This is a genomic window from Streptomyces sp. NPDC001709 (assembly GCF_053596375.1).
Genome location: NZ_JBSFGB010000025.1, coordinates 83,273 through 97,983, shown reverse-complemented (window position 1 = coordinate 97,983; position 14,711 = coordinate 83,273). Strand labels below are relative to the sequence as shown.

14 protein-coding genes, 1 tRNA gene and 1 pseudogene are annotated in these 14,711 nt (G+C 72.8%); 4 read left to right on the top strand and 12 right to left on the bottom strand.

Annotated elements, in window-relative coordinates:
* Window positions 1-40 precede the first annotated feature (40 nt).
* Window positions 41-1,255 carry a class I SAM-dependent methyltransferase gene (locus tag ACWC0C_RS31475; RefSeq protein ID WP_450867432.1) on the top strand — a complete coding sequence of 405 codons (1,215 nt, stop codon included), beginning with the start codon at window positions 41-43 and terminating at the stop codon, window positions 1,253-1,255.
* Here the strand turns inward: ACWC0C_RS31475 and ACWC0C_RS31470 are convergent, their stop codons facing one another.
* The 5 genes and pseudogenes from ACWC0C_RS31470 to ACWC0C_RS31450 form a co-directional block, all read right to left on the bottom strand.
* Window positions 1,256-2,500, bottom strand: coding sequence for an RNA polymerase sigma factor (locus ACWC0C_RS31470; protein ID WP_450867487.1), 1,245 nt, complete (start codon window positions 2,498-2,500; stop codon window positions 1,256-1,258).
* A gap of 134 nt (window positions 2,501-2,634) precedes the next feature.
* Window positions 2,635-2,991 (bottom strand): YciI family protein, encoded by a 357-nt coding sequence (locus ACWC0C_RS31465; RefSeq protein WP_449198819.1) that lies wholly within the window; start codon window positions 2,989-2,991, stop codon window positions 2,635-2,637.
* A 106-nt stretch (window positions 2,992-3,097) separates the two neighbouring features.
* Entirely contained in the window at window positions 3,098-4,141 is a 1,044-nt protein-coding gene (locus tag ACWC0C_RS31460; protein ID WP_450867431.1) for an LCP family protein, read from the bottom strand.
* 73 nt (window positions 4,142-4,214) lie between these two features.
* Window positions 4,215-4,606 (bottom strand): annotated as a pseudogene (locus tag ACWC0C_RS31455) (endo-1,4-beta-xylanase); the annotation flags it as partial.
* 190 nt (window positions 4,607-4,796) lie between these two features.
* A complete protein-coding gene (locus tag ACWC0C_RS31450) occupies window positions 4,797-5,819 on the bottom strand; it encodes a LacI family DNA-binding transcriptional regulator (RefSeq protein WP_450867429.1) in 1,023 nt (340 codons plus the stop codon).
* 129 nt (window positions 5,820-5,948) lie between these two features.
* On the opposite strand from ACWC0C_RS31450, the gene ACWC0C_RS31445 reads away from it, so the two are divergent.
* Both ACWC0C_RS31445 and ACWC0C_RS31440 read left to right on the top strand, forming a co-directional pair.
* Window positions 5,949-8,258, top strand: a complete 2,310-nt coding sequence (locus tag ACWC0C_RS31445) for a beta-xylosidase/alpha-l-arabinosidase (RefSeq protein ID WP_450867428.1) — start codon at window positions 5,949-5,951, stop codon at window positions 8,256-8,258.
* 149 nt (window positions 8,259-8,407) lie between these two features.
* Window positions 8,408-9,280, top strand: a complete 873-nt coding sequence (locus tag ACWC0C_RS31440) for a COG4705 family protein (protein ID WP_450867426.1) — start codon at window positions 8,408-8,410, stop codon at window positions 9,278-9,280.
* A 39-nt stretch (window positions 9,281-9,319) separates the two neighbouring features.
* On the opposite strand, the gene ACWC0C_RS31435 is transcribed toward ACWC0C_RS31440, so the two are convergent.
* From ACWC0C_RS31435 to tsaB, 5 genes are all read right to left on the bottom strand, one after another.
* Window positions 9,320-9,392, bottom strand: a tRNA-Arg gene (locus ACWC0C_RS31435).
* An 82-nt stretch (window positions 9,393-9,474) separates the two neighbouring features.
* Window positions 9,475-9,738, bottom strand: coding sequence for a hypothetical protein (locus ACWC0C_RS31430; protein WP_449198814.1), 264 nt, complete (start codon window positions 9,736-9,738; stop codon window positions 9,475-9,477).
* Window positions 9,735-10,832, bottom strand: a complete 1,098-nt coding sequence (gene tsaD / locus ACWC0C_RS31425; RefSeq protein ID WP_450867424.1) for a tRNA (adenosine(37)-N6)-threonylcarbamoyltransferase complex transferase subunit TsaD — start codon at window positions 10,830-10,832, stop codon at window positions 9,735-9,737. The genes ACWC0C_RS31430 and tsaD overlap by 4 nt, the downstream gene beginning before the upstream one ends.
* Window positions 10,825-11,319, bottom strand: a complete 495-nt coding sequence (gene rimI, locus ACWC0C_RS31420) for a ribosomal protein S18-alanine N-acetyltransferase (protein ID WP_449198921.1) — start codon at window positions 11,317-11,319, stop codon at window positions 10,825-10,827. The genes tsaD and rimI overlap by 8 nt, the downstream gene beginning before the upstream one ends.
* 8 nt (window positions 11,320-11,327) lie before the next feature.
* Complete coding sequence (gene tsaB, locus ACWC0C_RS31415; RefSeq protein ID WP_449198812.1) at window positions 11,328-11,984, bottom strand: tRNA (adenosine(37)-N6)-threonylcarbamoyltransferase complex dimerization subunit type 1 TsaB; 657 nt, start codon at window positions 11,982-11,984, stop codon at window positions 11,328-11,330.
* A gap of 113 nt (window positions 11,985-12,097) precedes the next feature.
* Between tsaB and ACWC0C_RS31410 the strand changes: the two genes are divergently transcribed.
* Entirely contained in the window at window positions 12,098-12,655 is a 558-nt protein-coding gene (locus ACWC0C_RS31410) for a hypothetical protein (protein WP_449198811.1), read from the top strand.
* Between the two features lie 304 nt (window positions 12,656-12,959).
* Here ACWC0C_RS31410 and tsaE read toward each other — a convergent pair whose 3' ends face one another.
* Both tsaE and ACWC0C_RS31400 read right to left on the bottom strand, forming a co-directional pair.
* The gene (gene tsaE, locus ACWC0C_RS31405; protein ID WP_450867421.1) at window positions 12,960-13,472 is read right to left on the bottom strand and encodes a tRNA (adenosine(37)-N6)-threonylcarbamoyltransferase complex ATPase subunit type 1 TsaE; all 513 of its coding nucleotides are present in this window, start codon (window positions 13,470-13,472) and stop codon (window positions 12,960-12,962) included.
* Window positions 13,438-14,697, bottom strand: coding sequence for an alpha/beta fold hydrolase (locus ACWC0C_RS31400; RefSeq protein ID WP_449198809.1), 1,260 nt, complete (start codon window positions 14,695-14,697; stop codon window positions 13,438-13,440). The genes tsaE and ACWC0C_RS31400 overlap by 35 nt, the downstream gene beginning before the upstream one ends.
* Window positions 14,698-14,711 lie beyond the last annotated feature (14 nt).

The following is a 14,711-nucleotide window of genomic DNA, read 5'->3' as shown; positions in this document are numbered from 1 at the left end:
CCGGAGGCGCACGATCCACCGACTGGCCCACAATGAGCCGGTGAACGACCTCGCCCTGCTCCTCACCCCCGAAGGCCGCGCCCTCCTCGACGAGGTCCGCGACACCGCCCCGGCGGACGAACTCGCCGTCGCCACCCGGCTGCGCCGCGACCATCCCGCCGAACTGGTGTCGGCCGCGCTCGGCCAGGCGCGGCTGCGGCAGCGGGCGGCGGCGAAGTTCGGGGCGGCGGACGCGGGGCGGATGTTCTTCACGCCCAACGGGGTCGAGCAGTCGACGCGGACGAGCGTGGCGGCGTACCGCGCGCAGCGGCTCAAGGGGCTCGGCGTGACCTCCGTGGCCGACCTGTGCTGCGGGATCGGCGGGGACGCGATCGCGTTCGCCCGGGCCGGGATCCGGGTGCTCGCCGTGGACCGGGACCCGGTGACGGCCGCCACGGCCCGGGTGAACGCCGAGGCGCTGGGGCTGGGCGAGCTGATCGAGGTCCGGGAGGCGGACGTCACCGAGGTGGACACCGGCGGGTACGACGCCGTGTTCGTCGACCCCGGCCGGCGGGGCGGGCGGTCAGACGGGGCCGCGCGAAGCGCGTCGGTGAGGGGTGGTGGTCGGGCGACGGGCGGGCGGATCTTCGACCCCGAGGCCTATTCCCCACCCCTGTCCTGGGCGGTCGAGGCCGCCCGCAGGGCACCCCGCGCGGCGCTGAAGGTGGCGCCCGGCATTCCGCACGAGGCCGTGCCCGCCGACGCCGAGGCCGAGTGGATCTCGGACGGCGGGGACGTGAAGGAGGCGGTGGTGTGGTTCGGGACCGAGCCGGGCGCGGTCCGCGCCACCCTGCTGCCCGGCCCGCGCACACTCCTCGGCAGGGGCCTGCCCGATCCCCGGGTGCGGCCCGTGGGGCGTTACCTGTACGAGCCCGACGGCGCCGTCATCCGCGCCCATCTGGTCGCCGAGGTCGCCGAACAGCTGGGCGGCGGCCTGATCGACCCCACCATCGCCTACGTCACCGCCGACGACCTGCGCCCCACCCCGTACGCCTCCGCCTACCGGATCACCGACCAACTCCCCTTCAACGTCAAGAAGTTGAAGGCCCTGCTGCGCGAACGGGAGGTCGGCACGCTCACCGTGAAGAAGCGCGGCTCGGCCGTCGAACCGGAGGAACTGCGTAAGAAGGTCAAGCCGCAGGGGCCGCACGCGGCGACCGTGTTCCTGACGCGGGTGGCGGGGGCGCCGACGATGCTGGTCGGGCAGCCCGCCTAGCTACCTACCAGAGTCCGGCGCCACCTCGGCGGCCCGGCGCAGCAGCAGGTGGCGTTCCTGCTCGTTGCGGGCCAGGGTGGCCGCTCGTTCCAGCTCCGTGCGGGCCTCCGCCGTGCGGCCGAGGCGGGCCAGCAGGTCGGCGCGGACGCTGGGCAGCAGGTGGTAGTCGCGCAGGGCGGGTTCGGCGGCCAGGGCGTCCACCAGTTCCAGGCCCTCGGCCGGGCCGTCGGCCATCGACACGGCGACCGCGCGGTTCAGCTCGACCACCGGGGACGGGGCACGGGCGGCCAGCAGGCCGTACAGGGTGGCGATGGCGCGCCAGTCGGTCTCCTCGTACGTGTAGGCGTGCGCGTGGCAGGCGGCGATGGCCGCCTGGAGGGCGTACGGGCCCGGGGCGCCCGTCGCCGTGGCGCCGGCGCGGTCGAGGGCGCGGATGCCGCGGGCGATGAGCATGCGGTTCCAGCGGCGGCGGTTCTGGTCCTTGAGCAGGACGGGCGCGCCGTCCGGGGCGGTGCGGGCGGCGGTGCGGGACGCCTGGAACTCCAGGAGCGCGGTCAGGCCGTGCACCTCCGGCTCCTTGGGCACCAGCACGGACAGCACGCGGGCCAGGCGCAGCGCGTCCTCGCACAGGCCGGGGCGCAGCAGGTCGTCGCCGGCGGTCGCCGCGTACCCCTCGTTGAAGATCAGGTAGATGACGTCCAGGACGGAGCCGAGGCGGGCCTCGCGGTCGGGGCCGTAGGGCATCTCGAAGGCGATGTTCTTCTTCGCCAGGGTGCGTTTGGCGCGGACGATGCGCTGGGCGATCGTCGGCTCCGGGACAAGGTAGGCGCGGGCGATCTCGGTCGTGGTCAGGCCGCCGAGCAGGCGCAGGGTGAGCGCGGTGCGGGCCTCGGGCGACAGCACCGGATGGCAGGCGGTGAACACCAGCCGGAGCAGGTCGTCGTCGATGTCGTCCGGATCGGCGGGCTCGTCGTACGAGACCGGGGCCGACTGCGCGAGGTCCCGGCCGATCTCCTGCAGCTTGCGGGCGTAGGTCTCGCGGCGCCGGACCAGGTCGACGGCGCGGTGCCGGGCGGTGGCCATGAGCCAGGCGCCGGGGTTGTCGGGCACGCCGTCGCGGGGCCACCGCTCCAGGGCGGCGACCAGCGCGTCCTGCGCCAGTTCCTCGGCGATACCGACGTCCCGGACGATCCGGGCGACGCCGGCGATGACGCGGGGCGACTCCAGGCGGAAGACGGTCTCGATGGCGTGGGCCGCAGTGGACCGTGCTGCGGTGGGCTGTGCTGCGGTCGGCTGTGCTGCGGTCGGCTGTGCTGCGGTGGGCTGTGGTTCCACAGCCCACCATGCAACACCTCCGTCGGCGTTGCGCCAAGGAATGGTCAGGCCTCGGCGATCTCCCGCACCTCGCAGGTCACCGTCCAGTACTCCTCGTGGGTCCGGACGAACCGCTTGGTCCACTCCAGGGCCTCGTCCATGTCCTTGCACTGCATGAGGGCATAGCCGCCGATGACCTCCTTCGACTCGGTGAACGGCCCGTCCGTGACGGTGAGCTTCCCGCCCTCCCAGTGCACCCGCTTGCCCTGGCCCTGAGGGGTCAGCCCGGCGGTGTCGAGCATGACGCCGGCCTTGGTGATCTCCTCGATCAGGGCACCCATCCGCTCCATCAGCTCGGGGCTGGGGCCCTCCGGCGGGGCGGTGGTCTCGTCGATCTTCACGATGGAGAGGTAACGCGGCATGGTGACTCCTTCGGTCCGGCGGCTGGGTCCTTCCCCGCCACTCACCCATGCGTCGAACGGAAGAGCCCGGGATCGACACGCCCCGGAACTTTTTCTTCGAATTTCTTCAGCGCAGGGACGCCCACAGGTCCCTCGCCGCCGGCTCCTTCGCGATCACCCGGTTGGGGTCGGAGGGGGCGGTGACGACCGGCATCATCACCGTCTTCACATGGCCGGCGGTCAGGCCCTCGAGGCTCTGGCCGAGCCGGATCAGCTCGGCCAGGGAGTCGAGGCCGGTGTCGGTGGTGAGGCCGGCGGTGACCGCGTCGGCGACCCGGTACAGCCTGGCCGGGTCGGTGAGCAGACTGGTGCTGCTCATCTGCTCCAGCAGGTCCTTCACCAGCATCTGTTGCAGGCCTATGCGGCCGAGGTCGCTGCCGTCGCCTATGCCGTGCCGGGTGCGGGCGAGGGCCAGGGCCTGCTCGCCGCCGAGGTGGTGGTGGCCGGCCTCGAGGTGCAGATGGCTCATGTCGTCGTCGATGTCCCGCGTGGTGGTGACGTCGACCCCGCCGAGCGCGTCGACCAGGTGCGCGAAGCCGGAGAAGTCGATCTCGATGTAGTGGTCCATGCGGACGTTCGTGATCGACTCGACGGTCTTCACCGCGCACACCGGCCCGCCCACCTCGTAGGCGGTGTTGAACATCGCGCCGTACGCCACCGCCGTCGAGCCGCCGGAGGCCAGCGGGCAGGAGGGGCGGGTGACGAGGGTGTCGCGCGGGATGCTGACGACGGTGGCGCTGGTGCGGCCCGCGTCGAGGTGCACGACCATCGCCGTGTCCGAGCGGGCGCCGGAGCTGTCGCCGCCGCCGAGCTCCTTGTTGGCCTTGCCGCTGCGCGAGTCCGAGCCGAGGACCAGGACGTTCAGGGAGCCGGTGGGCAGCGGGGAGGCGGCGGCCGAGGGGTTGACCACCGCCTTGGCCGGGCGGTCGTCGCCCAGTGCGCTGTTGATGTCGACGCCTTTGATGTTGTCGTTCAGATGCCAGTACGCATAGCCGGCCAGCGCCGCGCCCAGTACCAGGACGCCCGTCAGGGTGATGCCGACGGCCTTCAGCGCTCTCGACCGTCGGCCCACCTGTCTGCCGGCGTCGCGTTGCTCCTCTTGTCGCGTCACGGCAGGAACGTAAGTCCGAATTATTAGGGGACTGTTAGCAGAACCGGTGAACGGCGGACTTCTTGGGAAATTCTCATCCCAGCGTCACCGTGGGTACCGGATTGCCGCCGCTCCAGGACGCGTTGAAGCCGAACGTGACCGAACCCCCGTCCGGCACGGTCCCGTTGTAGGAGGCGTTGGCGCACGACACCGCCGTCCCCGACTGGGTGCAGGTCGCGTTCCAGGCCTGGGTGAGCTGCTGGCCGGCGGGGTGCCGCCACCGCTGCCGCCCAGCGCCTCCGCGATGCCGTAGTACGCGGGTTTCGGCTGGTGGTTCTCGTCGTACGGGGTCGCCGCCCCGTAGCCGGGGAAGGTGCCGGGCACCCAGGAGTCGGCGTCGGTGAAGCCCCACACGGTGACGTTCACACAGCGGGCGACCGCCGCGCAGGCGGCCACGACGGACTTGAAGTCGGCCTTCTGCTGCGCCGGGTCGGCCGCGTGCGCCCAGGTCAGCGCACGTCCCAGGCGGCGATCCTGCTCTTGTAGCGGCCGACCTCGGTGCTGACGTGGTTCTGCGGGGCGCATCCGAAAGTTTCGGTTGCGGAACCGATTGACTTCGGAGGAGCGTGGGGGTGCCCACCCCACCCGTCAATACGTCACCTTCCGGCCACCCGCGTCACGGGGCAGCCGTGCTGCTGCGTACGACGAGGCTGGTCGCCAGCTCCACCCGGGTGGCCGCCCGCTCCCGCCGCTCGCGTCCCAGCTCCAGCACCAGCCGGGCCGCCGCCTCGGCCATCTCGGTCAGCGGCTGCCGTACGGTCGTCAGCGGCGGGCCGACCCAGCGGGCCACCGGCAGATCGTCGAAGCCGACCACGCTGAGGTCCTCCGGGATGCGCAGGCCCAGCTCGCGGGCGGCCTCGTACAGGCCGAGGGCCTGCAGGTCGTTGCCCGCGAAGACGGCCGTCGGCCGGTCGGGGCGGCGCAGCAGCGCAAGGCCCAGGCGGTAGCCGGAGTCGTGGTGGAAGTCGCCGGCCGCGATCAGCGAGGGCTCGACGGGCAGGCCGGCCGTCTCCAGCGCGGCGCGGTAGCCGTCGACGCGGGCCCGGCTGCACATCATCCGGGACGGGCCGCTGATCGCGCCGATCCGGGTGTGGCCGAGTTCCACCAGATGACGGGTGGCGGCCAGCCCGCCCTGCCAGTTGGTGGCGCCGATGGACGGCACGTCCGGGCCCGGGTCGCCGGCCGGGTCCATCACCACGAACGGGATGGAGCGGCTGGTCAGCAGCGCCCGCTGGGACTCGTCCAGCCCGGACAGCACCAGCACCACGCCGTGCGGGCGGCGGGCGGCCACCTGGTCGGCCCAGGTCCGGCCCGGCGTGAGCCGGCCGGCCGACTCGGAGAGCACGACGCTCAGCCCGGCCTCCCGGGCCACGTTCTCCACGCCCCGGATGACCTCCAGCGCCCAGGCGCTCTCCAGCTCGTGGAAGACCAGGTCGATCAGCGGGGAGCGGGACGCCTCGGCGCGTCGGCGCCGGTAGCCGTGGGCGCGCAGCAGCTCCTCGACCCGGGTCCGGGTCGCCGGGGCGACATCGGCACGGCCGTTGAGCACCTTCGAAACAGTCGGAGCCGACACCCCGGCCGCACGGGCGATCTCGGCGATAGTCGCCGTCTGTGTCTCTGCCGACTTCGAAGGCTTCATGCCCGGGATCGTATCCCCGCGGCGCCCCTTGACGAAGGCCTTGGCGGGTCATAGGTTCCCGGAACATTCGGTGTATTCAGCGAAACATTCGAACCATTCGTGAGCGATAGTCAGAGTGATGGGAGTTCCATGGCCACCGCTCCTTGGCGCGACCCCGCCCTGCCCGCCGACGCCCGCGTGGCCGACCTGCTCTCCCGGATGACCCTGGAGGAGAAGGCCGCCCAGCTGTACGGCGTGTGGGTGGGCGCCGCCACGGACGGCGACGGGGTCGCACCCCTCCAGCGGGAGATGACCGCCGCATACGACTGGGACGAGCTGATCGCCCTCGGTCTCGGCCAGCTGACCCGCTCCTTCGGCACCGCCCCCGTGGAGCCGGCGCTCGCCGCGCAGGCCCTGGCCCGTGCCCAGCGCCGGATCGCCGCGGCCGGCCGCTTCGGCATCCCCGCCGTCGCCCACGAGGAGTGCCTGGCCGGCTTCACCGCCTGGCGCGCGACGGCGTACCCGGTGCCGCTCGCCTGGGGCGCCTCCTTCGACCCCGCGCTGGTCGAGGAGCTGGGCCGGCGCATCGGCCACGACCTGCGCGCCTCCGGCGTCCACCAGGGCCTCGCGCCGGTCCTGGACGTGGTCCGCGACCCGCGCTGGGGGCGGGTCGAGGAGACGATCGGCGAGGACCCGTACCTGGTCGGCACCATCGGCACGGCCTACGTCCGCGGTCTGGAGTCGGCCGGTGTCGTCGCCACGCTCAAGCACTTCGCCGGGTACGCGTCCTCGGCCGGCGCCCGGAACCTGGCGCCTGTCCGGGCGGGCGTACGGGAGTTCGCCGACATCACGCTGCCGCCGTTCGAGATGGCGCTGCGCGAGGGCGGGGCCCGCTCGGTGATGGCCGCCTACACCGAGACCGACGGGGTGCCGGTCTCGGCCGACCCGCGCCTGCTGACCGGGCTCCTCCGCGACGAGTGGGGGTTCACCGGCACGGTGGTCGCCGACTACTTCGGCATCGGCTTCCTCCAGACCCTGCACCGGGTCGCGGCGGACGAGGCGGCGGCGGCCCATCTGGCGCTGGCCGCGGGCATCGACGTCGAGCTGCCGACCCTGCGGTGCTACGGCACCCCGCTCGTGACCGCCGTGCGCGAGGGCCGTATCCCCGAGGCGCTGGTGGACCGCGCGGCCCGCCGGGTCCTGCTGCAGAAGTGCGAGCTGGGCCTGCTGGACGAGGACTGGCGCCCCGAGCCGGCGGGCCCGGTCGACCTGGACTCGGCGGAGAACCGCGCCCTGGCCCGGCGCCTGGCGCAGGAGTCGGTGGTCCTGCTGGACAACCCCGACGGCCTGCTCCCCCTGCCCTGCGACGCCCGGATCGCGGTCGTCGGCCCGCGCGCGGCGGACGCGCTCGCCATGCTCGGCTGCTACTCCTTCCCCTCCCACGTCCTCACCCACCACCCCGACGTCCCGCCCGGCATCGAGATTGCCACCCTGCTGGACTCCCTGCGCGCCGAACTCCCCGACGCCAAGGTCACGTTCGCCGCGGGCTGCGCGGTCGCGGACCCGGACACCGCCGGCTTCGCCGAGGCGGTGGCCCGGGCGGCGGAGGCGGACGTGTGCGTGGCGGTGCTCGGCGACCGGGCGGGCCTGTTCGGGCGGGGCACCTCCGGCGAGGGCTGCGATGCCGCCGATCTCCACCTCCCCGGCGTACAGGCGGGGTTGCTGGACGCGCTGGTGGCGACCGGCGTCCCGGTGGTGCTGGTCCTGCTCACCGGACGGCCCTACGCCCTGGGCCGGTGGCATGGCCGGCTCGGCGCGGTCGTCCAGGCCTTCTTCCCCGGCGAGGAGGGGGGACCCGCGGTGGCCGGGGTGCTGTCCGGCCGGGTGAACCCCTCCGGCCGCCTCCCGGTGAGCGTGCCGCGGATGCCCGGTGGCCAGCCCTGGACCTACCTCCAGCCCCCGCTGGGCCTGGCCGGCGAGGTCAGCAGCCTGGACCCGACCCCGCTGTACCCGTTCGGGCACGGCCGCTCGTACACGACCTTCGTCTGGGAGGACGTGCACGCTCCCGAGGCCGGGATCCCCACGGACGGCTCGTACGACCTCTCGCTGACCGTCCGCAACACCGGCGACCGCGCGGGCGCCGAGGTGGTCCAGCTGTATCTGCACGACCCGGTGGCGAGCGTGACCCGGCCCGACGTACGGCTGATCGGGTACCGGCGCGTGGAGCTGCCCCCGGGCGCCTCCCGCCGGCTGACCTTCCGCTTCCACGCCGACCTGGCCGCCTTCACGGACCGCACGGGGGCACGGGTGGTGGAGCCGGGCGCGCTGGAGCTGCGGCTGGCGGCGTCGAGCACGGACGTGCGGCACACGGCCCGGATCCGGCTGACCGGGCCGCTGCGGGTGGTGGGGGCCGAGCGGCGGCTGCGGTGCGAGGTGGAGGTGTCCCGCGGCACTGATTGAACGTCAGGGGCCGGGTGGAACGTATGGAGCCATGGCGGAGGCACACAGACCCCCCTTCCGCAAGACCCCTGACACGGGCGTTCAGGATGGCTTCAGGTTGCCCCTGGCAGGGTCGTCGATCACCTGACACCCCCTCACAGGAGCACCTTTTGACGACGACGAAGTCCGTCATGAAGAAGCTGCCCGAGGTCACCCTCGCGTTCTGGATCATGAAGATCGCGGCGACGACCCTGGGCGAGACCGCGGGCGACCTGTTCGCCCAGACCCTCAAGCTCGGCTACTTCCTCACCACCATCGCGCTGTTCCTGGTGTTCGTGGTGACGCTGGTGGTCCAGCTGCGCTCGAAGCGCTACAACCCGTTCTTCTACTGGACCGTGATCCTGTCGACCTCCATGGCCGGCACCACCATGTCCGACTTCATGAACCGGGACGCCAGCGCGAAGTACCTCTCGAACGGCGCCACACACCTCGGCTGGGGTCCGCAGGGCCTCGGCCTCGGTTACCCGGAGGGCGCCGCGATCCTGATCTCGATCCTGCTGGTGATCTTCCTGGGCTGGAAGCTGAGCGGGATGACCTTCCAGATCACCGAGATCGTCACCTTCCGGGGCGAGGCCCTGTTCTGGTCGGCGATCCTGGTCTCCAACACCCTCGGCACCTCGATGGGCGACTTCCTGTCCGACAGCTCGGGCCTGGGCTATCTGGGCGGCGCGGCCCTGGTGACCGGCCTCCTGCTGGTCCTGGTTGCCCTGATGAAAGTCCCGGCGGTGCCGAACGTGCTCCTCTTCTGGATCGCGTTCGTGCTGACCCGCCCGCTGGGCGCCACGGCCGGCGACCTGCTCACCAAGCCGGTCGCCAAGGGCGGTCTGGACCTGGGTACGGCGGGTTCCTCGGCGGTGCTGCTCGCGGTGCTGTTCGCCCTGATGGGGTACGCGCACCTCCAGGAGCGGCGGGCGGCGACGGCCCCGGAGTTCGCCGGCCCCGAAGCGGAGGCGGACCAGCCGCAGCGGGTCGGCCGCCGGTAACGCGAAACCCCGCCCCGGAGATCCGGGGCGGGGTTTCAGTGGAGCGCCGGGCAGGCCTTGCACCTGCATCTCCCCGCAGGAAGCGGGACGTCTTTCCTTGGACCACCAACGCACCGCGTCCGAGCCGGTGTTCCCCGTTCCGGGTTCCCGGCCGTTCGCTGTGTGATGATCATAGACCAGATCGGCCGCACACCTCAACTTCGGCCGTCGGCCACCGGCTCGAACCGCCAGCGGTGCACGGCCCGGGTCACCAACCCACCGTCCGGCTCGGGCAGTTCGGGCAGCTCGGCGTCGTACGGCGCGTCCCACCACGTGATGACCAGCACCCGGTCCTGCGGCGCCCGGAGGGTCTCGCGGCGCAACGGCTCTTGAGCCAGGCGTTGTTCGCGTACCCAGGCGAGCAGCTCCGCGCCCCGGCCCTCGGCCGCCCGGGCCTCCCACATCAGCGCGACGGTCACGAGTACAGGTTCTCCTTGCTGACCTCGTGCACATGGTCGTGGTTGCCCGGGACGTGCGGGTCGGTGACCGGCAGGGAGGAGTCGGCCGACAGGTCCCAGCTGGAGGCGGCCCGGTTTCGGGCGACCATCTCGGCGCCGAGCGCGGCCACCATCGCGCCGTTGTCCGTGCACAGCTTGGGGCGCGGGACGCGCAGCCGGATACCGGCCGCCTCACAGCGCTCCTGGGCGAGGGCGCGCAGCCGGGAGTTGGCCGCGACTCCGCCGCCGATCATCAGGTGGTCGACGCCCTCGTCCTTGCAGGCGCGGACGGCCTTGCGGGTGAGGACGTCGACGACGGCCTCCTGGAAGGACGCGGCCACGTCGCGTACCGGGACCTCCTCGCCGGCCGCGCGCCTGGCCTCGATCCAGCGGGCCACGGCCGTCTTCAGACCGGAGAAGGAGAAGTCGTACGCCGGGTCGCGGGGGCCGGTCAGGCCGCGCGGGAAGGCGATCGCCTCCGGGTCGCCCTCGCGTGCGTACCGGTCGATGACCGGGCCGCCCGGGAAGCCCAGGTTCAGCACGCGGGCGATCTTGTCGAAGGCCTCGCCGGCCGCGTCGTCGATGGTCGAGCCCATCGGGCGGACGTCGGAGGTGATGTCCTCCGACAGCAGCAGGGACGAGTGGCCGCCGGAGACCAGCAGGGCCATCGTCGGCTCGGGCAGCGGGCCGTGCTCCAGCTGGTCGACGCAGATGTGCGAGGCGAGGTGGTTGACGCCGTAGAGGGGCTTGCCCAGGGCGTAGGCGTAGGCCTTGGCCGCCGAGACGCCGACGAGGAGGGCGCCCGCGAGACCGGGACCGGCGGTCACGGCGATGCCGTCGAGGTCCTTCGCCGAGATTCCCGCCTCCTTCAGCGCACGGTCGATGGTCGGGACCATCGCCTCCAGGTGGGCGCGGGACGCCACTTCCGGGACGACACCGCCGAAGCGGGCGTGCTCGTCGACGCTGGAGGCGACGGCGTCCGCCAGCAGGGTGGTGCCGCGGACGATGCCGACGCCGGTCTCGTCGCAGGAGGTCTCGATGCCGAGTACCAGCGGCTCGTCGCGTGAGTCAGTCATTGCTCTCGGTTTCCTGTACTGATGGACGTACTGCTGAGGAGGGGTCGCTCAGGCGCATCACCAGGGCGTCCACGTTGCCCGGCTGGTAGTAGCCGCGCCGGAAGCCGATCGGCTCGAAGCCGAAGCGCTCGTAGAGCTTCTGTGCGCGGACGTTGTCGACCCGGCATTCGAGCATCACCTCGTGGCACTCGAACGCGGTCGCCGCGCGCAGCAGCTCGGCCAGCAGCAGGGCGCCGAGGCCGGTGCCCTGGTGCTCGCGCGCCACGGCGATGGTCTGGACGTCGCCCTGCTCACCGGCGGCGACCAGTCCGGCGTAGCCGACGATGTGGCCCTCGGTCTCGGCCACGAGATAGCGCCGGGTCGCCTCCGCGCCCCGGGCGTGGGCCAGCTCGGACCAGAACATGCCCCGGGACCAGGCGTCCTCGGGGAACAGGTCCTTCTCCAGCTCCAGGACCCGGTCGATGTCCCACCAGCGCATCTCGCGCATGCGTACGGTCACTTCGGGGTGACCACCTTGTAGTTCTTGGGAACCTGGGCGTCCGGGCGGCGCAGGTACAGCGGCCGGGGTGCCGGCAGCTCCTCCCCCGCGGCCAGCTTCTCGACGGCGAGCGAGGCGAGGGCCGCGGCGGACACGTGCTCGGGCTCGTGGGTGCTCGGGAACGTGTCCGGGTACAGCAGCGCGCCCGCGCCGACCGCCGGGAGGCCCGCGACCTGCTCGGCGATGTCGGCCGGCCGGTCCACGGCGGGGTCGGTCAGCCGGGTGCGGGAGTCGGCGTACTTCGCCCAGTAGACCTCCTTGCGCCGGGCGTCGGTCGCCACGACGAAGGGGCCCTTCTCGATGTCGGCGGCATAGGCGAGGCCGTCCAGCGTGCACACGCCGTGCACCGGGACGCCCAGCGCGAGGCCGAAGGTGTCGGCGGTCATCAGGCCGACGCGCAGGCCGGTGTAGGGGCCGGGCCCGATGCCGACGACGATCCCGGTGACCGCCTCCAGCTTCAGCCCGGCCTCGGCGAGCACACGGTCCACGGCCGGCAGCAGCAGCTCTCCGTGCCGGCGCGCGTCCACCTGGCTCGACGAGGCGACGACGCCCGTGCCGTCGTGCAGCGCGACGGTCACGGCGGGTGTTGCGGTATCCAGAGCGAGCAAGAGCACGCGAACAGCCTACGGCGCCCGCGCCCCCTGCATGGCCGTCCGGGTCGTACGGTCACTGACTGCTACGGTCTGTACGAAGTACGACATATGGCGCGAGGCAGAGGTGGGCGCGGGTGACAGGGACCAGCTCGGGGATCGTGGCCGGCCTCACCGCGCTGGCCGTCGCAGCCGTCGGCTTCCTCACCTACCAGGCCCGGGCGACCGTACCGGCGGGCCTGGGCGCCGGGCCCACGGCGAGCGTGTCACCCTCGGCGACCGCCTCGAAGGCGCCGCGCGACCGGAACAACCCGACCGCCCTGCCGGGCGGATCCGGCCAGGGGGAACGGGTCGTGTACTCGGTGGACGACGACCGGGTCTGGCTGGTCGGCCCCGGCGACCAGGTGGAGCGGACCTACAAGGTCGTCCCGGGCAGGGTCGATCCGCCGGTGGGCACGTACTGGGTCACATCGCGCTCGAGCGCGACCAACGGGACGGACGGCATGCCCATCGAGCACGTGGTGCGGTTCACCAGCGTGGACGGGGTGGCGATCGGCTTCAGCGCGGAGGTGGGCAGCGGAGCGGCTGCCGCCGAGCCCGGCGTGCGGACCGGGGGGATTCGGGAGACGCGGGTCGACGGGGAAGCGATGTGGGAGTTCGGGACGGTCGGGGTGAAGGTGGTGGTGATCCGCTAGGGGCAGTGCCGGGTTCGGCCGTCTGGCGTCTGCGGGTGCGTTGTGGCTGGTCGCGCAGTTCCCCGCGCCCATTCGGGGCGCTGCAGGTCCCGGGGTGGTCTGGAAACCGCCTCCGCCGCCGCGCACGACGCCAGCAGGTCGTGCATGGACACCCCGGTGGGTCGGGACTCGGTCATGGGCGCCTCCTGAGGTGCGGGGGCGGAGGTAGTTAGGTATGCCTAACTACGGGCTGGGTACCATGTGACCACGCCCGGGGCGTCCTGCGCAATATGTTGCCGACGGACTGTCGGAATCCTGATGCCGGTCAAGCAGTGAGCGTCTCCAGACCGGCCTCGGCCCAGCGCTCGCCCAGCCCGGTCACCGTCACGTGCCGTACCTCGTCCGTGGTGTCGCCGACGGCGCGGTGGATGACGACCTGGAGGCGGTCCTCGGTCAGTTCCTCGACCTTGCCCTCGCCCCACTCCACGACGATCACCGAGTCGGGCAGGTTGACGTCGAGGTCCAGGTCCTCCATCTCGTCCAGGCCGCCGCCGAGCCGGTAGGCGTCCACGTGGACGAGGGGCGGGCCGCCGCCGAGGGAGGGGTGCACCCGGGCGATCACGAAGGTCGGCGAGGTGACCGCGCCGCGCACGCCGAGGCCCTCGCCCAGGCCGCGGGTCAGCGTGGTCTTGCCGGCGCCCAGCTCACCGCTGAGCATCACCAGGTCGCCCGCGCGCAGCAGCTTGGCAAGCCTGCGGCCCAGCTCCCGCATCTGCTCGGGCGAGGTGATCGTCAGCCGGGTCTCAGCGGGGTCCCGCGGTGCTGCTGGTGCTTCCATAGCCCATAACCGTAGCCCCTGCGGGCACCGCACCCGCGCGGGTGAGCAGGTCGGCGAGGCGGTCGGTGACCACTTCCGGGTGTTCCAGCATCACCAGATGCCCGGCGTCCGGGACCAGGACCAGCTCGGCGTCGGGCAGCAGGTCGGCGATGGCCTCGCTGTGCTCGCTGGGCGTGACCAGGTCCTGGACGCCGGCCAGCACGAGCACCGGCATGTCCCGGAAGGAGGCGAGCGCCTCGGTCTTGTCGTGGTCGGTGAAGGCCGGGTAGAACTCGGCGACCACGTCGATCGGTGTGGACTCGATCATCCGCTCCGCGAACCGCTCGACGGCCGGGTCGACGTCCCGCCCCGCGAACGAGTACCGCTTGATGATCCCGGCGAACAGATCGGCGGTGGCCCGGCGCCCCTTCTCCACCAGCTCCGCCTGCTGCCCGAGCGCCTTCAGCACGCCGGGCAGGATCCGGCGCACCGCGTTGACGCCCGCGAGGGGCAGCCCGAAGTTGACCTCGCCGAGCCGCCCGGACGACGTACCCACGAGGGCGGTGGCGACGACCCGGTCCCGGATCAGCTCCGGGTACTCGGAGGCGAGCGCCATCACGGTCATGCCGCCCATCGAGTGGCCGACCAGCACGATCGGCCCGTCGGGTACGGCGGCGTCGAGGACGGCCTTCAGATCGCGGCCGAGCTGGTCGATGGTGACGGGCACCCGGTCCCGGGTCTGGGCCACGCCCCGCCCGGAGCGGCCGTGGCTGCGCTGGTCCCAGTGCACGGTCCGCACCACCCCGCGCAGGGCCGCCCGCTGGAAGTGCCAGGAGTCCTGGTTGAGGCAGTAGCCGTGGCAGAAGACGACGGTGACCGGGGCGGGCGCCTTGCGGCCGAACAGCCGGCGGCGGCGCGGGGAGACGTTCGGTCCCGGGTCGGGCTCGACCTCGTCGACCTCGTAGTACAGCTCGGTGCCGTCGTCGGCGTACGCCTTGCCCGGGGTGCCGCGCAGGGTGCCGTAGGGGCCCGCCGAGTCCAGCGCCAGCCGGGCCTTCCTGCGCATCCCGCGGCCCACCGTCATCCGCTCGATGGCGACGCCGGCCGCCGCGCCCGCGGCGAGCACGCCTATCGCGGCACCGGCGATGCCGGTCGCCCTGCGCCAGCTCCCGGCCGCCTCCGCGGCGGAGGCGGCGGCCGCCGAGGCGACGACGTCCGCCAGGGCCTCCGCGCTGCTCTCGCTCACGTACCGCTCCTCTT